The sequence below is a fragment of the Pseudomonas sp. Irchel 3E13 genome (assembly GCF_900187455.1).
GTDB lineage: Bacteria > Pseudomonadota > Gammaproteobacteria > Pseudomonadales > Pseudomonadaceae > Aquipseudomonas.
In genome coordinates, this window is sequence record NZ_FYDX01000015.1 from 155,892 (window position 1) to 177,622 (window position 21,731).

Here is a 21,731-nt window from a genome sequence, read left to right on the forward strand (position 1 = left end):
AAGGGAATCGACCATGGCGAGAAAAAACCGTCCCGCGGCCTTCATTGATGATCCCCTCTGGTACAAGGACGCGATCATCTACCAGATTCACATCAAATCCTTCTTCGACTCCAACAACGACGGTATCGGCGATTTTCCCGGCCTGCTGGCCAAGCTCGACTACATCGCCGACCTGGGGGTGAACACCCTCTGGCTGCTGCCGTTCTATCCGTCGCCGCGACGCGATGACGGCTACGACATCGCGGCCTACAAGGCGGTGCACAGCGACTACGGCACCCTGGCCGACGTGCGCCGCTTTATCGCCGAGGCGCACAAGCGCAACTTGCGGGTGATCACCGAGCTGGTCATCAACCACACCTCCGACCAGCACCCGTGGTTCCAGCGCGCCCGCCACGCCAAGCGCGGTTCCAAGGCGCGGGATTTCTATGTGTGGTCCGACAGCGACCAGAAATACGACGGCACGCGGATCATCTTCCTCGACACGGAAAAGTCCAACTGGACCTGGGACCCGGTCGCCGGCCAGTACTTCTGGCACCGCTTCTACTCGCACCAGCCGGACCTGAACTTCGACAACCCGCAGGTGATGAAGGCGGTGATCGACGTGATGCGCTTCTGGCTCGACCTCGGTGTCGACGGCCTGCGCCTGGATGCCATCCCGTACCTGATCGAGCGCGACGGCACCAACAACGAGAACCTGCCGGAAACCCACCAGGTCCTGAAGCAGATCCGCGCCGAAATCGACGCCAATTACCCCGACCGCATGCTCCTCGCCGAGGCCAACCAGTGGCCGGAAGACACCCAGTTGTATTTCGGCGAAGGCAAGGGCGACGAATGTCACATGGCCTTCCACTTCCCGCTGATGCCGCGCATGTACATGGCGCTGGCCCAGGAAGACCGCTTCCCGATCACCGACATCCTGCGCCAGACCCCGGAAATCCCGGAGAACTGCCAGTGGGCGATCTTCCTGCGCAACCACGATGAACTGACCCTGGAAATGGTCACCGACCGTGAGCGCGACTACCTGTGGAACTACTACGCCGCCGACCGCCGGGCGCGGATCAACCTCGGCATCCGCCGGCGCCTGGCGCCGCTGATGCAGCGCGACCGCCGCCGTGTCGAACTGCTGACCAGCCTGCTGCTGTCAATGCCCGGCACGCCGACCCTGTACTACGGCGATGAGATCGGCATGGGCGACAACATCTACCTCGGTGACCGCGACGGCGTGCGCACGCCGATGCAGTGGTCGCTGGACCGCAACGGCGGTTTCTCCCGCGCCGACCCGGCGCGGCTGGTCTTGCCGCCGATCATGGACCCGCAGTACGGCTACCAGACCATCAACGTCGAGTCGCAGATCGAAGACCCGCACTCGCTGCTGAACTGGAACCGTCGCCTGCTGGCGGTGCGCAAGCAGCAGAAGGCCTTCGGTCGCGGCACCTTGAAAATGCTCGCGCCGAACAACCGCCGCATCCTCGCCTACCTGCGTGAATTCACCGGGCCCGATGGCGTCAGCGAAACCGTGCTGTGCGTGGCCAACGTGTCCCGCGCGGCGCAAGCGGTGGAGCTGGACCTGGCGCCGTGGGTCGACCGTGTGCCGGTGGAAATGCTCGGCGGCTGTGCCTTCCCGCCGATCGGTCACTTGCCGTTCATGCTGACCCTGGCGCCGTACGGGTTCTATTGGTTCCTGCTGGCGCCGAAGGACAACATGCCCAGTTGGCACGTCGAAGCCGCACAGCCGCTGCCGGAGTTCACCACCCTGGTGCTGAAAAAGCGCATGGAGGAACTGCTCGACGCCCCGGCCCGCGAAACCCTGGAACAGACCATCCTGCCGCAGTACCTGCCCAAGCGGCGCTGGTTCGCCGGCAAGGACGCGGCCATCGAACAGGTGCACATCGCCTACGGCGTGCGGTTCGGCTCGCCCACCAGCCCGGTGCTACTCAGCGAGATCGAAGTGGACAGCGCTGGCCAGCGGCGCCGTTACTTCCTGCCGTTCGGTCTGGTCGGCGAGGAGCAGATTCACAGCGCCTTGCCGCAGCAACTGGCGCTGGCGCGGGTGCGCCGTGGTCGTCAGGTCGGCTTTATCACCGACGGTTTCAGCCTGGAAACCTTCGTTCGCGGCCTGCTCGACGGTTTCGCCCAGCACACCCGGCTGGCGGGCAGCGACGGCGAGCTGCACTTCGAATCCACCCCGCAACTGGCGGCGCTGGGCCTGGGCGACGACGCCGAGGTGCGCTACCTGTCGGCGGAGCAGTCCAACAGCTCGGTGGTGGTCGGCGGCAAGCTGGTGCTCAAGCTGATCCGCCGGGTCAACGGCGGTGTCCACCCGGAACTGGAAATGGGCGCCTACCTGACCGCCGCCGGCTTCGCCAATATCTCGCCATTGCTGGGCTGGTTGAGCCGGGTCGATGAGGCCGGCGAACCGCATCTGTTGGCGATTGCCCAGGGTTACCTGAGTAACCAGGGCGACGCCTGGGACTGGACCCAGAACAACCTCGAACGCGCCGTGCGCGATGACATGGACCCCCCGCAACTGCGCGGCGACGGCCACGCCGACGCACTGGAAGACCTCACCGGTTTCGCCGCGTTGCTCGGCCAGCGCCTCGGCGAAATGCACCAGGCCCTGGCGTTGCCCAGCGACGACCCGGCGTTCCAGACCCGCGTCAGCGATAGCCAGGACAGCCAGCGTTGGGGCGAGCAGATCGCCGAGCAACTGCGTACCGCGCTGGACCTGCTGGTGCAGCACCGCGACCAGCTCGACGAGGAAAGCCAGGCGCTGGTCGCCGATCTCGAACAGCAGCGCGAAAGCCTGCTGCGCGAAGTCGGGCAACTCGCCGAGCAGGCCGAAGGCGGCCTGGTGATGCGCGTGCACGGTGACCTGCACCTGGGCCAGGTGCTGGTGGTGCAGGGTGATGCCTACCTGATCGACTTCGAAGGCGAGCCGGCCCGGCCGCTGGACGAGCGCCGGGCCCGGCACAGCCCGTACAAGGACGTCAGCGGCGTGCTGCGTTCCTTCGACTATGCTGCTGCGATGGCGCTGCGCGGCGCGGCGGGAGCCGGTGCGCTGCCCGACAACCTGCAGGCGCGACAACGCGTCACTCGCCGCTACCTGCATCAGTCACGCCACGCCTTTATCCAGGCCTACGGCCTGGCCACTGCCAGTCTTCCCCATGCCTGGGCGCGAGACGGCGGCGAGCAGGCGGCGCTGGAACTGTTCAGCCTGGAGAAGGCTGCCTACGAAATTGCCTATGAAGCCGAAAACCGCCCGAGCTGGTTGGCCGTGCCCTTGCATGGTCTGCACGGGCTTGTCAGTACCTGGGGAGAGCAGTAGATGAGCGTGCACAAGCGGGAACATGGCGGGCTGAGCCGTACCGATGTCGATGACCTGGTGAATGCCCGGCACAGCGATCCTTTTTCGGTGCTCGGCGCGCACGGCGATGGTGCAGGAGGCACCTGGTTACGCGCCTATTTGCCGGATGCCTTGAGCGTGCATGCGCTGGGCCGTGGCGATGGCGCGGAACTCGCCGAGCTGGAGCAGGGAAGCGTGCCAGGACTGTTCATCGCACACTTCACCCAGCCGCCCGGCGATTACCTCTGGCGCATCAACTGGGCCGGGGGCGAGCAGGTCACCGAAGACCCCTACAACTTTGGCCCGCAACTGGGCGACATGGACCTCTACCTGTTCAGCGAGGGCAACCACCGCGACCTCGCCAACCGCCTCGGCGCGCAGCCGATCGAGGTCGATGGCGTGCACGGCGTGCGCTTCTCGGTGTGGGCGCCGAATGCCCGGCGCGTCTCGGTGGTGGGCGCCTTCAACAACTGGGATGGCCGTCGTCATCCGATGCGCCTGCGCCATGCCAGCGGGGTCTGGGAGTTGTTCATTCCGCGCCTGGGCGCTGGTGAAACCTACAAATACGAAGTGCTCGGCCAGGACGGCGTGCTGCCGCTCAAGGCCGACCCTTTGGCGCGGGCCACCGAACTGCCGCCGAGCACCGCCTCGAAAGTGGCCGGGCCGCTGCGGCACGAATGGCGCGACCAACAATGGCTGCAAGCGCGAGAAGCGCGCCAGCGCAGCAACGCGCCGTTGTCGATCTACGAACTGCATGCCGGCTCCTGGCAGTGCGAGCTGGATGAGGCCGGCGAAGTCACCCGCTTCTACAACTGGCGCGAACTGGCCGAGCGCCTGGTGCCCTACATCCAGGAACTGGGTTTCACCCATATCGAACTGATGCCGATCATGGAGCACCCGTTCGGTGGCTCGTGGGGCTATCAGCCGCTGTCGATGTTCGCGCCCACGGCGCGTTACGGCACGGCGGAGGATTTCGCCGCCTTCATCGACGCCTGCCACCAGGCCAGCATTGGCGTGATCCTCGATTGGGTGCCGGCGCATTTCCCTACCGACAGCCATGGCCTGAGCCGCTTCGACGGCACCGCGCTGTACGAATACGAAAACCCCCTGGAAGGCTTCCACCAGGACTGGGACACCCTGATCTACAACCTCGGCCGCACCGAAGTGCACGGCTTCATGCTGGCTTCGGCGCTGCACTGGCTGCGGGAATTCCACATCGACGGGCTGCGGGTCGATGCGGTGGCCTCGATGCTCTACCGCGACTACTCGCGCAAGGCCGGCGAATGGGTGCCGAACCGCCACGGCGGGCGCGAGAACCTCGAAGCCATCGACTTCCTCCGTCACCTCAACGAGGTGGTCGCGGTCGAAGTGCCGGGCGCGCTGGTCATCGCCGAGGAATCCACCGCCTGGCCCGGCGTCAGCCAGCCGGTGCAACAGGGCGGGCTGGGCTTCTCCTACAAATGGAACATGGGCTGGATGCACGACACGCTGCACTACATCCAGAACGACCCGATCCATCGCCAGCACCACCACAACGAAATGAGCTTCGGCCTGATCTATGCCTATTCCGAGCATTTCATCCTGCCGATCTCCCACGACGAAGTGGTGCACGGCAAGCACTCGCTGATCGACAAGATGCCCGGCGACCGCTGGCAGAAATTCGCCAACCTGCGCGCCTACCTGGCGTTCATGTGGTGCCATCCGGGCAAGAAACTGCTGTTCATGGGCTGCGAGTTCGGCCAGTGGCGCGAGTGGAACCACGACAGCGAACTGGACTGGTATCTGCTGCAGTACAGCGAACACCTTGGGGTGCAGCGCCTGGTCGGCGACCTCAACCGCCTGTACCGCGAAGAGCCGGCCCTGCACCAGCAGGACTGCGTGCCGCAGGGTTTCCAGTGGCTGATTGGCGATGATGCGCACAACAGCGTCTATGCCTGGCTGCGCTGGAGCGCCAGTGGCGAACCGTTGCTGGTGGTTGCCAACTTCACCCCGATTCCTCGCGAGGGGTATCGGATTGGCGTGCCGTTCGGCGAGCGTTGGGATGAGGTGTTCAACAGCGATTCGCAGCGTTATGCCGGCACCAACTACGGCAACGAAGGCGCGGTGGTCGGGCAGGCGCTGCCGAGTCATGGGCAGCCGATTTCGCTGGCGTTGAACTTGCCGCCGTTGGCGGTGCTGATTTTGCGGCCGGCTTGACCGCGTTGCGGGACCGCTCTTGCGGTCCCGCTTTCTTTCTAGGCAGGGTTTTGGCCAAACACCGCCCGCAAATGCCCGCGATAGGCATCGAACGCATTGATCGCACCCTTCACCGCATGAGCCTCTTCCTCGCTACTCAGCTCCAGCGCATCCACCAGCGCCACGAACTGCCGCCAGTGCGGCGCGCGGCCGTCCGGGTGGGCGGCCAGGTGGCGGGCGCCTTGCTCGCCGTCCAGGCCCAGGCGCTGGGTTTCCTTGAACAGAAACGCCGCACCCAGGTTTGAGCCTTCACTGCAATACAGCCAGCCCAGGGCTTCAGCCGGGTGCGCCAGTTCCACCAATGCCGGCGCGGCGGGCGTTTTCAGACCGAGGTCACGCAGGTCCGACTCCACTGCCACGAACCGCGACAGCAGTTCCAGGCCGGGCAATTGCGCGTTCAGATCGCTGTCGCGGTACAGCCCCAGCAGGCTGCCGTGGAAACGGTGTTGCAGTTGCAGGAACAGCGCGTAACGCTCGCGGTTGGCGAACGGTTGCGCAGCCATGACCAGTGCGTCAACGCTGTCGTGGTCGCTGCTGCTGGCGGCTTTCAAGCGCTTGCAACGGCTGGGGGATGGGGCGGAAACGGCGGGAGCATTCATCGGGCATTCCATCGAAGGTGACTGTGCCGGGAATGATGCGCAGCGGGGTGGGAGGGGGACAATCGTGGCTCTATTAAGATCGCTTAAGGTCGCTGCATCGCGAGCAAGCTCGCTCCTACAGTGGATTGAGCCGCGCCCCTGTAGGAGCGAGCTTGCTCGCGATTCGCACATGACACCCCAAACTGAAAAATCAGAACGCCGACTCCCGAATCACCACCGCCACCAGGTTATTCACTCCCCGCCACAACAAACTCTGCCGCTCTCCCTCCAGCACCACCGTGCCCCGCAGAACCATGGCGTTCTCCGGTGCATCACCGCTCACCCGCAACGTCGCCCGGTACAGCGCTTGTTCGGGCTTGGGCGGTTCGTTGCCGTCGAGGCTGGCGGCGATGCTGCCCTGGTAGGGCGAGGCGAGTTCCGGCGCCGAGCCGAGGCGGCGGCTGGCGGTCTGCGCCAGGTGTTCGAGCTGTACCGGCCGCGCGGCGCGGCTGAAGGTCTCGGGGTAGAACCAGCCGCGGCTGTCTGGCGGCAGGCGGTGCAGGTCATGTTCTTCGACAAACGCTTCGACCTGCTGACCATCGTCACCCACCAGCGTGCCCAGCCATTGCCCCGCGGGCAGCCATTCGCCTATCGCCAGCGGTTCGGCCACTTCGCGGACCTCGCCGGCAAACGCCGCACGCACGGTGAGCTCCTGCCATTGCTGACGCAGCACCTGCTGGCGCTGTTGCGCGGCAGTCAGTTCCTGGCGTACCACTCCCAGTCCGGCGGCGCTTTCGCGGTCGAGCAACTGGAAGCTGGTCTGCCATTGCAGGATCAGGATGCGCCGTTCGACGCTGTCCAGTTCATGCCGCAGGTCCGGCGCATCGAGCATGAACAGCGGCTGCCCGGCCTGAACCCGGTCGCCAGGCTGTACCAGCACCTGCGCCAGCCGTCCGGCCACCGGCGTGTACAGACTGCTCTGCTGCGCGGCCTTGAGCAGCGCCGGGGCTTCGACGCTGCTGCGCCATGGCAGGCACAGCAGCACCAGCGCCAGCAGACAGGCGGACAGGCTGATCAGACTGTTGCGGTTCATGCGGTAGTCCTTGCGGCGGGCGAACCACTGGCGCGCTTCGTTGACCAATGGCAGCAGGATGAAATAGCCGATCTCGACGGCGAACAGCAGCAGGCCGAGCAGCTTGAAGGCGAAGTGGTAGACCAGCAGGGCGATGCCCAGAAACAGGAAGAACCGGTAGATCCAGGTGCCGATGGAGTAACCGATCAGCACCCGCCGCATGCCCGCGGAAAAAAACTCCGGTGGCGGATCGCCGAAACCGAACAGCACTTCGCGCAGGCGCCAGCGGGTCAGGGCGAAGGCGCGTTGTTGCAGGTTGGGCACGCCGAGCAGGTCGGACAACAGGAAGTAGCCGTCGAAGCGCATGAACGGGCTGAGGTTGACCGCCAGGGTGAGGATCCAGGTGGTGCTGGCCAGGGTGAACACGGCGCTGCGCAGCATGCCGTCCTGCAGGAAACTCCAGAGCAGCGTGGCCCAGCAAGCCAGGGCCAGTTCCGCGGCCATGCCGGCGGCGCCGATGGCCAGTCGCTGGCGACGCCGGGCCAGACGCCAGGCGCCGGAGGTGTCGGTGTAGAGCACCGGCCACATCACCAGCAGCGCCACGCCCATGGTTGCCACCCGCGCGCCGTGGCGCTTGCAGGTGTAGGCGTGGCCCAACTCGTGGAGCACCTTGGCGAGGATCAGGGTCAACCCGGCCAGTGCCGCGCCCTGGAAAGTGAAGAAGTGCAGGAAGGTGTGGGTGAAGGTGTCCCACTGGCGGAGCACCAGGGCCAGGCCGAGCAGGCCGGCGGCGACGGTCAGCAGCAGGAAAGTGCGGCTGAAGAACGGCGCGACCCAGGGCAGCGTGCGTTGCAGAAAGGCATCCGGGCGCAGCAACGGCACGCGCACGAACAGGTAGTTTTTCAGCAGCCAGCGTGCCCAGCCGGTCTTGCGGTTGTGCAGGGCCTCCAGCAGGCGTCCGCGGTCTTCGTCGTCGCGGCATTGCAGCAGGTGGTTGTGGCGCAGGAAGGCGCGCAGGCGTTCGACGTCCTGGGCGTCCAGCTTCAGGGTGGTGCTGGCGCTGACCTGCTCGGCGATGCGTTGCGCGCAGCCGAGGCTCCAGCGTTTGAGGATCTCCAGTTCGGCCCAGCCAAGGCGGAAGAACTGTCCGCTGGCCGGGTCTTCCAGGGTCCAGCCGGGCGCGCCGCTGGCATCCCGCGGGCCGGGGTGCAGGCGCAATTCTTCGCGCAGTTCGCCGAGGGTGGTGCTGGCGGCGGTCACAGGGCGAACCAGATGCGCAGGGTCGCCAGCGGCCGGCGCAACAGGTAGGTGAACAGCGTGGTGCGTTCGCCATAGACCTTGGCCGTGCCTTTGAGGCCGATGCGGATTCGCGGGTCGGCCTCGTTGAACGCCGCCTTCAGCCGATAGGCCATGCCGCCCTCGGCGGTGGCCGTGGCGCGGTAGCCCAGGCGCTTGAGGCTGCCTTGCAATGGCGCCGCCGGGTCGGTGTTGAGGAACAGCAGCACCTCGGCGCCGCTTTGCAATTCGATGGCGTCATTGACCGGCAACTGGATCTCCAGTTGGGTGTGCGCCGGGTCCGCCACCTGCAGGATCTGTTCGCCGAGGGACACCGGACGACCCTGCCATTGCGCCGGGTCGTCGAACAGCGCGACGCCGTCGTGCGGGGCGAGGATCCGCGTGCGTTCAAGGCTTTGTTCGAGAAAGCGCACCTCGGCCATGGCCTGTTCGCGGCGGCCTTGCAGCACCGCCAGCCCGGCCTTGCTGCGGGCGTCGCTGAGGGCTTGTTGCTGGGCCTGGCGGAACTCGCCGTCGGCGATCGCCAGGGCCTGGCGCGAAGCTTCCAGGCGGCTTTGCAGTTCACGGGCGTCGAGCTGGATCAGCGGCTGACCGGCCTGCACGGTCTGGTTCGGTTCGACCAACAGACGCTCCACCACACCTTGCAGCGGTGCGCGCAGCACGCTCGGTTGCAGGGCGACGATTTCCGCCGGGGCGAGGGTGGCCTGGCGGATCGGCAGGAGCAGGATCAGCAGCAGCGCGCCGGCCCCGCCGAGCCACCAACGACGATCACGGCGCAAGCGCTGCAACGGACGCGGACGCGCCGGTTGCAGGCTGGCCCAGGCGTGGCCGAACGCATCCTGCATCAGCGGCAGCAGCGTGGCGTCGTTGCCGTCCAGCGGCTGGTCGCGGGCCAGCAGCAGGGCGCCGAGCACGTGACCGTGACGGTCCGCCAGCGGCAGCCAGACCAGCCACGACGGCAGGTATTCGGCCCATTGCGCCTGATCGGCGCTGCCCAGTTGGCTGGCATTGAACTGCGCCAGTTTCGGCCCCGGGTGTTGCTGTTGCCAGGTGCGGCAATGGCTGGCGAGCCAGTGATTGAACGGCGCGTCGGCTTCCACCGTGGCCAGCCCGGACAGGCTCAGCAGGCGCTGCTCGCGGGCGTCCCAGAGCATGGCCTGGCGATAGGGCAGCAGGCGCCGGCTGTCGTTGACCATGACGAAGCCCAGCGCCGCCATGTCCTCGGCGGCGCGGACCTGACGTTCGAGCTGGACCAGGCCGGCCAGTGCCGGCGTCGGCAGGGCGGCGCTCATGTTGGCGGCGCCGCTGGCGGGTCGATGCGCGCGGTGCCGCTCATGCCGGGGAGCAATTGCCCGGGTTGCGCGTCGAGGCGGCCGAAGACCTTGAGGGTCTGGCTCAGCGGGTCGATCACCGAGCCCAGGCGTTCGACCCTGGCCTCGTAGTCGCCGCCGGTTTCTTCCAGGTGCACGTTGAAGCGGTAGCCCGGCTTGAGCCAGGCCATCCAGCGCGACGGCACGATCAATTCCACCTCGAAGGCGCTGTCGTCATACAGCGCCAGCAGCTCCTTGCCTTCGGCGACGTATTCCCCCGGCTGCACCTTGCGTTCGGCGACCCGCCCGGAGAACGGCGCGGCGATGCTGCAATGCTGCACCATCACCTGGTTCACGCCGTTCTGCGCCCGCGCCATGCTCAGTTCGGCCTGGGCCTGGCTGAGGTCGGAGACGCTGATGGACTGCAACTGGTCGAGCTTCTTCGCCACGCCGAGCTTTTTGTTCGCCGCTTCCTGGGCGGCGCCGGAGTGACCCAGGCGCGCGCGGTGAATGGCGCAGTCGAAGGCGACCAGACGGTCGCCCTTGCGGAAGCTGTCGCCTTCCTTGACCTTCAGCTCGGTGATCTTGCCCGCCAGTTCGCTGGAAATCACCGTGCGCTGGCTGGCGCTGAGCTGGACCCGCAGGTCCGGCGCGTTCATCGCACTGGTCGCTGGCGCCTGCAACGGCGCGGGCTCCTCGGCCAGGACCGTGGCGCTGCCGAGCAGCAGCGCCAGCAGCCAGGTTTCAGCGGCGGGCCGGCGCATGGCTGACCTCGACCACTTCGGTGCCCTGCAACGAACCGACGCTGCTCCACAGGTCCAGTTTCACTGGCTGCAGCCGTTGCGGGGTGACGTAGTCGGTGCTGCTCACGGCGTAGCGCAGCATCAGCGGTGCCTGGATCGTGCCTTGGGCCAGGGCCGCGCTTTTCTGGCCGATGGCGCGGGCCAGTTCGGCGACGCTGTCACCGGCCAGGCGCTCCGGCAGCGGGTCGAGGCCGGCGGCCTGGTAGATGGCGCCGTAGGCGGTTTGCAACTGGGCGAAGCTGCGGTCGCGGCTGCGCAGAGCGAGAACCGTCTCGGTGCTGGTGCGCACCTGTTCCAGCACGGTTTGGGCGTCACTGCGCACGGCGTTTTCGGTCTGTAGCAGGATGCCGTTCTGGATTCGTTGCAACTCGTTGGAGCGCTCGAACAACTGGGTGGCCTGATGGTATTGCTGCCAGGCCACGTTGACCTGGGTCAGCACCGCCATGCGCATGGCCTGGCGGCGCATTTCGCCCAGTGCTTCACGGGCTTCGCCGGTGCGGCTGATGGCTGGGTAGGCGAGCACGTTGAACAGGTTCCAGCTCACTTGCACGCCAGCGTCGGCCCAGTGGTTGTTGGTGGTGTAGCTGTTGCTGTCGTAGTTGCCACCGACAAACAGCGAGGCCCCCGGCAGCAGGCGCAGCAGCGCGGCGCGGGTTTCCAGCACAGCGTTGCGCGCCTGGTAACTTTCCTCGCGGACTTCCGGGCGGCGGACCATGGCCATGGCTTCCAGGTCGTCGAGGCGGTAGGCCAGGTTCGGTGCCTGGAGCTGTTGATCGCTGGGCACCACGACGTCGAAGCGGGTCGCCGGCGGCAGGTTCATCAAGCCGGCCAGGCGCGCCTTGGCGGTGGCCAGTTCGCCGTCGACGGTTTCCAGTTGGCGCACCATTTCCAGCAGGCCTTTCTGGTAGCGCAGGGCGTCCACCGGCGCGAGCAGGCGCTGGCGTTCGGTCTGCCGGGCCTGTTCCAGCGCCTGGCGGGCATCGGCCAGGGCGCGCTGCACTTGCGGTTGCAGGCGCTGGGCGGTGGCGGCTTCCCAGTAGGCGCTGCGCACCTGCTGGATGATGTCGGCGATCACCCGGCGCCGGCGTTCTTCGGCGGCCAGCACCTTGTTGGCCTGGGCCTTGGCGCCGAAGTAGCCGATGCCGAAGTCCAGCACGTTCCACGACATCTGCAAGTCGGCGCTGCGCACCGAGCGGTCCTGGCTGGTGGACGGCTCCAGCGACTGGTTGCCGGTGCGGATCGATTCGCTGGAGGAGGCCAGGGTGTTGTCGCGGCCACGCCAGCCGGCGCGGGCGGCCAGCTTGGGCAGCATGTCGAAGCTGCTCTGCTCCAGCAGGTTGTCTTCCAGGGCGCGTTCCATCAGGCCCAGCCGCTGTTGCAGGTTGTACTTGACCGCGCGGGCCATGGCCTGGTCGAGGTCGATGGCCTGGGTCACCGGTTCCTGGTTGTCGAACATCTGGCTGCGGTCGGCGCTGGCCTGGGCCAGTTGCTGGTCGAGGGTCAGTGGTTCGGGGGTGATGGCACACGCGCTCAGGCCCATGGCCATGAAGCCGACGGCGAGGTTCAGCGGCAGCCGTTTCGGCGAGCCGGGCAGTTGCTTCTTGATCACGTTATTTCCCTTGAACGAATGGTAAGCGGCGAACCAGCGGCGGGCGGTCGGCTTGGCGCTGGCGAGGATAGGAATCATTCCCAACATTGGGCAATTGCGGGTTTATTAAGATTGCTTAAGGTGGGGGAGCCGGTGGGGGCCTTATCGCTGGCTTGCCAGCGATAAGGCCCCAAAGCGGTTACAGCGCCGCGAGCATCTGGCTCAGCGACTGGCTGCCAGGCAAAGCAGCCTGCTGCTGAGGTCCTTCGGCACTGAGCTGCACCTTGACCAACACCTGCCGCCCCTGGGCATCCAGCCCGCGCAGCATCAGTTCCAACTGGCCGAAGCGCGCCAGTTGCCGGTTGTCTACCCGCAGCTCGCCGCTGCGCGGGTCGAAGCGGATCCAGCCCGGCAGATCAAGTCCGTTGGCCAGACGCAGGCTGACCTTGGCACGACCATCACGGCCCGCCAGCAACCCCGTTGGAAGCTGTGCCACGCCATCGACGCCGGCCTGCACATTGACCTCGGGGGTAACGGCGGCGCTGCCGATCACCAGCGGATCCAGGGTAATGACCGTGCTGGCGACGGCATCCAGGTCGTCGGGCTCGGGCAGGTCGTCCGGCTCCGGCAGGCGGGCGATGGCCTGGCTTTCCTCGGTGAAGGCTGTCCGGCTTTGCTCGGTCCGTTGCAGCACCTGTTCGGCGCTGGCGGGCGTTGCGTGTGGCGAGGCGGGTGCCTGGAAGCTGATCGACGGAGTGCTGAACGGTTCCGGTTGCGACCAGCGCTCGGTGCTGTCCTGCAGGATTACCGGGGCGACGGTGTTGATCGTGGGTGGGGTGATCGGGTCTACCGGATCGACGGGATCGACGGGATCGACGGGATCGACGGGATCGACGGGATCGACAGGGTCCACCGGATCTACCGGGTCAACGGGATCGACAGGGTCAACCGGATCCACCGGATCCACCGGATCAACGGGATCAACAGGGTCAACCGGATCCACCGGATCAACGGGGTCGACAGGGTCTACCGGATCCACCGGGTCAACGGGATCAACAGGGTCTACCGGATCCACCGGATCAACAGGATCCACCGTCCCCGCAGTCCCCGTAAGCCTCAGATCCACCGTGAACGTGCTGCTGGCGAGCACGCCATCGTTCAACTGGAGAATCAGGCTCACACGCTCGTCACCGCTGCCCGTGGTATTGGCGTACGACAGTTGCCGCAACAGCGTGTTGACCTGGGTGCTGCTCAGCGCGGCGTCGATAGTCAGGGTCATGGCGCCGTCCGCCGACTGCAGTCGGGCCACGGCGCCGCCGTTGAGGAGAACGACGCCGTTTTCCAGGCTGAAGCCGTTGCCGGCGATCAGGCCGAACTGGTCGGCGGACGAACCGTCGAACTCGCGGCGGATAGTCAGGCTGGCGCCCTGGTAGTTGCCCTGGCCGTCATTTTCAGCGTCCAGTTCGTAGTCGCTCAGGCGCAGGGTCGGAGCCAGGGCCACCGGCTGGCCGTTGCGCTGATAGAGCGGGTCGCTGACACCCGGCGCCGACAGCACGGCCACGCCGTCGCCCAGCGCCAGCACCTGGCCGTTGCTGCCCAAAAGGAGTTGCCCGGCGTTGCCCACGGCGTCGACCGCGCCGGCAGCCAGCAGCCCTTCGCGGGTGCTGTAGCGCTGGACGCTGCCGTTTTCCAGGGTGACATAGAGGCTGAGCCCGTCAGTGCTCAGCGCGATATCGCGAATGCCCTCCAGGGCGAAGCGTTCCGCGACGGTCAGGGTCTTGTTCGCGGTGTCCAGGCTCAGGCGCTGCACGCCGTTGGCATCGGCGATGTACAGCGTCTTGCCGTCAGCACTGACAGCCAGGTGCTGGACCTTGCCGAGTTCGACGACCACGCCGGCGGCGTCTTTCTGGCCTTTGCTCAGGCTGGTCAGCACCGTCAGCCCGCCGTCGCTGCTGCGGCTGTAGACGATCACCGAGGGGCGCGCCTCATAGACGGTGGTGACAATCAGGTAGTTGCCGCTGACGCTGATCGCCGAGGGCAGCCAAAGGTGCGGCGGTGTGTCGCCGCTGGCTTCGATCACCTGCTTGAAGGCCAGGCTGCCGTTGTCCGCGCGGCTGAAGACCATCAGCCCGGTGTCGGTCATGACATAGGCGAACTTGCCATCGGTCGACAGCTCGACCTGGCGGAAGCTTTGCCATTCGACGGACGCGTCGGTGTCCAGCACTTGCGCAAGGCTCAGCCCACCCTGGGCATCCCGCGCATACACCCGCAACTGCTGGTTATCGTTGGCCGAGACGAACAGGTGCTTGCCGTCGCTGCTCAGGCTCAGGTGCTGGATGCTTTTCAGGCCCTCGGCGAGGGGCAGGCTGCTGACCAGGCCGACCCGCCCGGCGCTGTCCAGGCTGAACAACGCCAGGTTGCCGTGGGTGTCGGCGGCATACAGCAGTTTGCCGTCGGCGCTCAACACCGCGCCGCTCAGTTCACCCAGCCCGGCGAGGCTGGCGAGCGGGCGGGACAGGCTGAATTCGCCCAGCGCCAGCAGCGGATCGTCACCCACCACCGGGGTGTCATTGATCAATTGGGTATTGATCCGCACGTCCAGCGCCGCCGAGGTCAGCCGGCCGTCATCGAAGGTGATGCTGAAGCGCTGCACCGCGTCCGGGCTGTGGCTGGTGCTGGCGTAGGTGAGCTGATGCAGGACGTTGTTGACGTCTTCTTTGCTCGGCATGACCCCGGCGTCGTCGTTGAAGCGCACGGTGAGTGTGCCGTTGCCGATCTCGACGCTGCCGATGACCACGTCGCCCTTGAGCAGCTTGCCGTCCACCACCTTCAAGCCGTTGCCTTCCTGGAAGCCCAGGGTGTCGCCGGCTTTGACGTTGAGCAGGGTCACGTGCAGCGTGCTGCCCTGGTAGTTGCCCAGGCCGTTGTTCAAGGCGTCGAGCTGGCTGTCGCCGATGCTCGCGACCGGCGCCAGCACCACCGCGCCTTCGCGCTCGCGGTAGAGCACGGCGGCGCCGCGGTTCTCCAGCACAGGCGCGGCGTTGGCAGCGGCCGCGCCGAAGGTGACGGTCACCGCCTGTTGCAGCGTGGTGAGGTAGTTGTCGGTCAGGGCGTAATCCATGTTTTCGCGGATTGCCAGGCTGATCTGCCGGCTGCTGGTGTTGTCGCTGCCGTGGTTGTAGAACGCCAGGCTGTCGATCAGCGTCGCGGCCTCGCTGGCCGAGCGCATGACGAACAGGTTCAGGCGGGTCACGCCGTTCTCGCGGATGACCTGGTACTGCAAGCCATTTGGCAGGGTGTAGACGTTGGTGTCGTCCTTGGTCGGGTCTTCGCCGCGGTTGTCCAGGTAGATCTTCTGGCCGAGCACGCTGATGACGTCGTGCTGGTTGATCGCGTCGAGGGTCAGCACCACCTGGCTGACCAACTGGCCCGCCTCGACGGTGTCGATGCGGGTCTTGTCGAACAGTTGCACCGGCGCGCCGAGGTCCGCCAGGGTCGGGTTGAGCACGCTGCTGTCGAGGATCGCCGGGTCGTTCACGCCGATCAGCGTTACCGCGACGGTGAGCACCGCACGGTTACCGTCGCCGTCGAGGAACACCACCTGCATCTTCACCTGATCGCCGTTGTGGGTCGGGTCCTGGCTGACGTTGCGGTAGTCGAGCTGGCGCAGCACCTGCTGGGCATCGGCCTGGCTGACCGTGCCGGTGAAGGTCAGGGTCAGGCGGCCGTTCTGCTGCACAAGCGTGGCGATGACGCTGCCGTCCTTGAGAATCTGGTCGTTGACCCGGGTGAAGCCATTGCCCTCACTGAAGCCGAACAGGTCATCGGCGGACGCACCGCCCTGGCGGGTGATCTGCACCGACGCGCCCTGGTAGTCGCCGCGCTGGTCCAGTTGCAGGTCGCTGACCGTTGCGCTGGGCAGCAACGGCACGGCGGCATCGCCTTCGGTGACGGTCAGCGCGCTGACGCCCAGGCGCAGGTCGAGCACGCTGGCGTCCCATTGGCCGCCGACCAGGTACAGGCTCTGACCGTCCGCGCTCAGGCTGAGGCCGACCAGTTCGTTGTAATCGCCCTTGAGCGGGTGCGCTTCGCCGAGCAGCAGGCCGTCGCTGTTGCGGGCGTAGCCGGCCAGTGTGCCGCCGCCGGCGATGAACAGGGCGCTGCCGTCCGCGGTGACCGCCAGTTCGCTGGCCTGGCCGTCGACGCTCTGGCTGGCGAGCAAGCGCAGGCTGCCGTCGCTGCCCAGGGCCAGGATGCGCAGTTGCACGTCGCCGGCGTCCTGTTTGTCCAGGGCGTAGATGAAGCGGCCATCGGCGCTGAGGGTCATGGCGCTGAGGTTGTGCAGGGTGCTGCCGTCATTCAGGCCGGCGCGCGCCACTTCGCCGAGGCTGCCGTCGCTGCCGATGCGCAGGGTGACGAGCAGGTCCTGGCCGCCCACGCCACTGACCAGCAAGAACTGGCCGTCGCTGCTGAGCAGCAGCCGCTGCGGGCTTTCCAGCCCTTGGACGCTGGTGGCCGGGGCGACTTGCGTCAGGTTGCCATCAGCCGCCTGACGCAGTTGGAACAGGCCGGCGCTGGTGGCCAGGTAGAGGGTGTCACCCTGCTGGGCGAGATCGACGATGGCCGGCAGTTCTTCGCCGAGGCTGTCGCCGGCGAACGTGGACGCCAGGTGCAATTGGCCGCTGTCGCTATCGCGGGCGAATACCAGCAGGCTGTTGCTGGTCCCGGACAGCACGTACAGCCAGTGCTGGTCGGCGCTGATCAGCACCTTCTCGGCACCGGCCAGCGCGGCGGCGTCGCCGTTCAGGCTCTGCACCAGGCTCAGGCGGCCTTCGCTGTCGCGGGCGAAGACGCTGAGGGTGGCTTTGCTGGAGTCGTCCCAGTGGACGCCGTCGCTGATCACATAAAGGAACTTGCCGTCGGCACTGAGCAGGCTGTCCCGGGGCGCCTCCAGCAGGTTGCCGAGGTTGTCGTCGTTGTTGCCGACGCTGTCGATCAGTTCCACATCGGTCATCGCGCCGCCCAGCGTGGGACGCTGGTCGGGCATGGCCTGGACTTCCAGTTCCAGGCTGATCACCTGTTGGGCGCCACGGGCATCGGTGACGGTCAGCGTCAGTGGGTGCACGCCCACGGTGCCGTCGACCGGGCTGCCGCTGAGCAGGCCGGTGGCCGGGTCGAAAGCGAGGCCCGCGGGCAGGCCGTCGAGGCGGAAGGTGAGGGCGTCGCCGTCGCTGTCGCTGAACCGCTCCAGGGGCAGGCTGAGGTTCAGGGTCTGGCCGATCTCGACCGGCGCCAGCGCGGCCAGCGGCGCGCTGATCTGCGGCGCGTGGTTGACCAGCACGACGATCGCGCGCTCGGTCTGCTTGACGCCGTCGTTGAAGCGGATGCTCAGGTTCAGTTGCTGGTCCGTGGCGGTCGGGCCGGCGACGTAGTTCAACTGGTGGAGGATCTGGTTGGTGACCTGGCCGTTGACCGCGCCGGTCAGGGTCACGGTGAGGGTGCCGGCGCTCTGCACGAAGGTCGCCACGTGTTGACCATCGAGGAGGATGCGCTGGCCGTCGAGGCTCAGGCCGTTGCCGGCGCTGAAGTCGAAGCGGTCGGCGGCGTTGGCGCTGGTGGCGCGGGCGAGGGTGATGACCAGGCCCTGGTAGCTGCCCAGCGCTTCGTAGTCGACGTCGCTCAATTGCATGCCGGCGGCGACGTGGGTCGGGGTGTTTTCGTTCCAGTGGGCGTTGTAGCGGGCGGCGATGATGTCCACGCCGTTGTTGACCACATAGGTGCCGTTGTAGAGGTGTTGGCCGTCCGGGCTCAGGGCCAGGTAGCCGCTGTTCTTCGACAGGCCGCTGATCATGCTGTTGTAGGTCAGCAGCCCGGTGTTGGTATCGCGGTTGAACAGCATCACTCCGCGGTTGTTGGCGGTGGCATAGACGGCGGTGCCGTCCGCCGAGATGGCCAGCTCGCGCATGCTGGTGGCGTTGCTGTAGGTGTAGGTGTAAAGGGCGCCGATAAAGGTCAGCTTGCCGGTGGTGGCATCGCGGCTGAAGGACGAGATCATCGTCGCGTCGACGGAGTTGACGTAGACCGAGCGGCCGTCGGCGGAAATCACGATATCGGTGGCGTTCAGGTAGCGGGTGTCAGTGCTGGTACGTGGCGCGCTGTCGGGGTCGGCGGTGATGCTGGCGACGGTCACCCGTTCGACGAAGGTCAGGCGTCCGGTGTCTGCGGCGCGGGCCAGTACGGTGATGCTGCCGTTGCTGTTGGAGACGTACACCGAGGCGCCGTCGCTGCTCAGCACGATGCCGCTGGGGCGGGGCATCTGCGTGGTGTCGTAGTAGTGACCGAGGTAGGTCAGCGCGCCGCTCGCCGGGTCGCGGGCGTACATGCCGAGCACCGCCTTGCCGGTGCTGGTGAAGCCGGCGGTCATGCCGTTGATGGTGTACAGCGAGGTGCCGTCGGCGGAAATGACGATGTCGGTCACCGGGCCGTCCAGGCGGACTTCCGTCACGGCCGGCGTGACGCTGCTGTCCGCGGCGCGGACGACGTCGTTCTGCACCGCGGCGATGCCGGTGTAGGTCAGCAGGCCGCTGGCCGCATCGCGGCTGAAGCGCACCAGGGTGCTGTAGCCCTTGGCGCTGTCGAAACCGGCGACGTACACCGAGAGGTTGTCGCTCACCGCCATCACGCTGGTGATGCGGCCCAGGCCATCGACTTCGATGTCGCTGGTGGCCGGGTTGTCGCTGGTGCCCTGGGTGAAGCTCTGCAGCAGGGTCAGGGCACCGCTGCTGGCATCGCGGGCGTACACCCGCAGGTAGCTCGTGCCGTTGAGGTTGCTGCCGGTGGTGCCGGCCAGCAGCAGGGTCTTGCCGTCGCCGCTGATCTCGATGGCGTTGACGTAATCGCTGTAGCCGCTGAGGGTGCCGTTGGCGTAGTACAGGGTGGCGACCGGGTCGACCTGTTCGGTGACGGTTGGCGCGGTGCCGGTGTTGACGGTCAGGCTGCTGCTGATCTGCAGGGCGCTGGTGTCGCTGCCACCGCCGCCGGTGCCACCGTTGTCCTGCACGCTGGAGAGGGTGATGCTGCGTTGGCCGCTGACCGCCAGCGGGTTGTCGTTGCGGTAGCCGATGCCGTTGACCAGGGTCTGCAAGGCCGAGGGCGCCAGGCCGGCGGCGCTGCTCAGGACCAGCGTGGCGTTGTCGCCGTCGACGGTGTAGGTGTGCGTCATGCCGTTGGCGAGGGTGCCGCTGGCGGACTGGCCGAGGGCGATGGCGGTGTTGTCCACCAGCACGAACTCGTTGCTGGCCCCGGCCACGCCGCCGAGGGTGAGGGTCAGGCGGCTGATGCTCTGGCCGGCTTCGCCGGTGTTGACCTGGGCGTCCTGGAACAGCTTCACCAGGGTGCCGTGGGTGTCGTAGACCGGGTTGACCACCGTGGTGGCGCTCAGTTGCGGGGCGCTGTTGAGGGTGATCAGCAGGCTGACGCGCTGTTCGCTGCTGTCCAGTTGGCCGTCGTTGGCCACCAGGCGCAGTTCTACCTGGCCGCTGCTGGTGGTGTTGCGGTAGATCACCTGTTGCAGCAGGGCATTGGCCTCGGCGCGGGTCAGCGCGGCGCTGATGCTCAGGGTCAACTGGCCGCCGTTCTGCACGAAGCGTCCGATTTCCACGCCGTTGCGCATCACGGCATCGCCGTTGAGGCTGATGCCGTTGCCGGCGGCGAAGGCGAACTGGTCAGCGGCATTGGCGCCGCCGACCCGCTCGACCGTGACGCGCATGCCGCTGTAGTCGCCAGCGCCGGAGGCCAGCGCATCGGCGTTGCTGTCGCTGAGTTTCAGGCCCTGGCCGAGCACCAGGTCACTGGCGCTGAGGTAGGTGCGTACGTTGGTGAAGCGGCTGACTCCGCTGCCGGCCACCAGCATCGACTGGCCGTCGGGGCTGGCGACCACCGCCTTGGCGCCGACCACGCTCTGGCTGCCGGTTTCGTTGAGCAGGCCGCTGCTGGCGTTGACCTGATATTGATGCAGCGTGCCGTCGGCGCTGGTGGCGTAGAGCTGGCTGCCGTTGGCGCTGAGGGTCAGGCCGTTGACCTGGGCCAGCGCGATGCTGTCGATGCGCACCAGGCCGTTGCTGCCCAGTTGATAGACCTGAATCACCCCTTGCTTGCTGTCGCCCAGGTAGATGAAACGGCCATCGGCGCTGGCCGCCAGGCTGTGCTCGGTGGTGCCATCGAAGCTGCCGTCGGTGGTGTAGGCCCAGCCCAGGTCGACCACCGACAGGCGATCGTTGCTGCCGCGCTTGAGAATGGTCAGGGTGTCGCGGGCGACGAACGAGTCCGGGTCGAGCACCACGTAGACATAGTCGCCGATGCTCTGCACCAGCTTGGCCCGGCCCGATTGCAGCGTGCCTTCATCGAGGGTCTGCACGGCGCTGGTGCCGATGGCGCCCGTCAGCGGGTCGCGGCTGCGCACTTCGAGGCCGCCGTAGAGGGTGGTGATGTAGACCTGCTTGCCGTCGTCCGACAGCGCCAGCCCGCGCACGCTGCCGATGCTGGTGCCCTGGATGCGGCTGAGGCTGCCGTCCGCCGCTACCTGGAAGGTGTGGAGGGTGTCGCTGCTGGCGCTGTAAAGGAACTTGCCGTCCTTGCTCAGGGCGACATCGACCAGCGCGGTCATCCCGGTGGGCGCGGCGAGGTTTTGCACCAGGCTGAGCATGCCCTTGCCGTCGATGCCGTAGACCAGCAGCCGGCCATTGTCGGCGGCGGCATAGAGGAACTTGCCGTCGCCGCTGTAGATCGCCTCTTTCAGGGTGATGCCGCTGGTGGTCAGGGACTGCGCCAGGTCCAGCGGGTTGTCGCGTTCCAGCAGCGGCGCGCGGTTGACCCCGCTGACCAGGTTGACCGTGGCGCTGATGTTCAGCGTGGTGCTGTCGCCGCCACTGTTGTCGTCGTTGATGTCGCTGACCTGGGTCAGGGTGATGGTGCGGCTGCCGTTGTCCGGGGTGCCGTCGAGGGTCTGGAAGCGGATGCCCTCCACCAGTGCCTTGACGTCGGCGGCGCTGTTGGCGGCGCTGGAATCGAAATTGATGTCGAGGGTGGTCATGCCACCGCTGTTGCTGACGGTGTAGCTGTAGAACTTGCCCGCCGTCTCGCCGCTCGGCGTGCCGTCCAGCAGGATCTGCGTGCCGTCGACCAGCAGGGCCTCGTGGGTGCCGCTGCTGTTGATGGTGATGCGCAGGTTATCGAAGTGCTGGCCGCTGTCGTTGGTGTTGGCCAGCACATTGCTGAACAACGGACCGCCGCTGACCGCGCCCTCGGTCACGGTATGGGTGACCTGCGTCGCCTCGGCGCTCAGGCTCGGCGCATGGTTGGCCGCGGCCTGCTGGGCATCGGCCTGGTCGGCGGTCTGCACCGCGGTGGTCACCGCGGCGGCGTCGAACATCATCCTCGGTTCGAGGGCCAGTGCCAGGCTGGTGTGGGGCTTGCGATTGCGGGGGCGTGACGCACTCATGGCATGT

The 21,731-nt window shown here is 66.8% G+C and carries 8 protein-coding genes; 2 read left to right on the plus strand and 6 right to left on the minus strand.

Translation table 11 applies throughout. The annotated features are described in order from the left end of the window. Positions 1-13: 13 nt before the first annotated feature. On the plus strand, positions 14-3,325 hold the full coding sequence (gene treS / locus CKW37_RS24665) for a maltose alpha-D-glucosyltransferase (protein WP_095158835.1): 3,312 nt from the start codon (positions 14-16) through the stop codon (positions 3,323-3,325). Further along, positions 3,326-5,539 (plus strand): 1,4-alpha-glucan branching protein GlgB, encoded by a 2,214-nt coding sequence (gene glgB / locus CKW37_RS24670; protein WP_095158836.1) that lies wholly within the window; start codon positions 3,326-3,328, stop codon positions 5,537-5,539. It abuts the gene before it with no gap. A 38-nt stretch (positions 5,540-5,577) separates the two neighbouring features. Here the strand turns inward: glgB and CKW37_RS24675 are convergent, their stop codons facing one another. The 6 genes from CKW37_RS24675 to CKW37_RS24700 form a co-directional block, all read right to left on the minus strand. After that, the gene (locus CKW37_RS24675; RefSeq protein WP_095158837.1) at positions 5,578-6,177 is read right to left on the minus strand and encodes a biliverdin-producing heme oxygenase; all 600 of its coding nucleotides are present in this window, start codon (positions 6,175-6,177) and stop codon (positions 5,578-5,580) included. 190 nt (positions 6,178-6,367) lie between these two features. Then, positions 6,368-8,488 carry an HlyD family efflux transporter periplasmic adaptor subunit gene (locus CKW37_RS24680; protein WP_095158838.1) on the minus strand — a complete coding sequence of 707 codons (2,121 nt, stop codon included), beginning with the start codon at positions 8,486-8,488 and terminating at the stop codon, positions 6,368-6,370. Continuing rightward, positions 8,485-9,816, minus strand: a complete 1,332-nt coding sequence (locus tag CKW37_RS24685) for an efflux RND transporter periplasmic adaptor subunit (RefSeq protein ID WP_095158839.1) — start codon at positions 9,814-9,816, stop codon at positions 8,485-8,487. The genes CKW37_RS24680 and CKW37_RS24685 overlap by 4 nt, the downstream gene beginning before the upstream one ends. After that, positions 9,813-10,598: an efflux RND transporter periplasmic adaptor subunit gene (locus tag CKW37_RS24690; RefSeq protein WP_095158840.1), complete on the minus strand. Its 786-nt coding sequence runs from the start codon at positions 10,596-10,598 to the stop codon at positions 9,813-9,815. Before CKW37_RS24690 ends, CKW37_RS24685 begins: the two co-directional genes overlap by 4 nt. Then, positions 10,579-12,324: a TolC family protein gene (locus tag CKW37_RS24695; RefSeq protein WP_218241365.1), complete on the minus strand. Its 1,746-nt coding sequence runs from the start codon at positions 12,322-12,324 to the stop codon at positions 10,579-10,581. The genes CKW37_RS24690 and CKW37_RS24695 overlap by 20 nt, the downstream gene beginning before the upstream one ends. A 100-nt stretch (positions 12,325-12,424) precedes the next feature. Then, positions 12,425-21,724: a beta-propeller fold lactonase family protein gene (locus tag CKW37_RS24700; protein ID WP_095158841.1), complete on the minus strand. Its 9,300-nt coding sequence runs from the start codon at positions 21,722-21,724 to the stop codon at positions 12,425-12,427. Between the last annotated feature and the right edge of the window lie 7 nt (positions 21,725-21,731).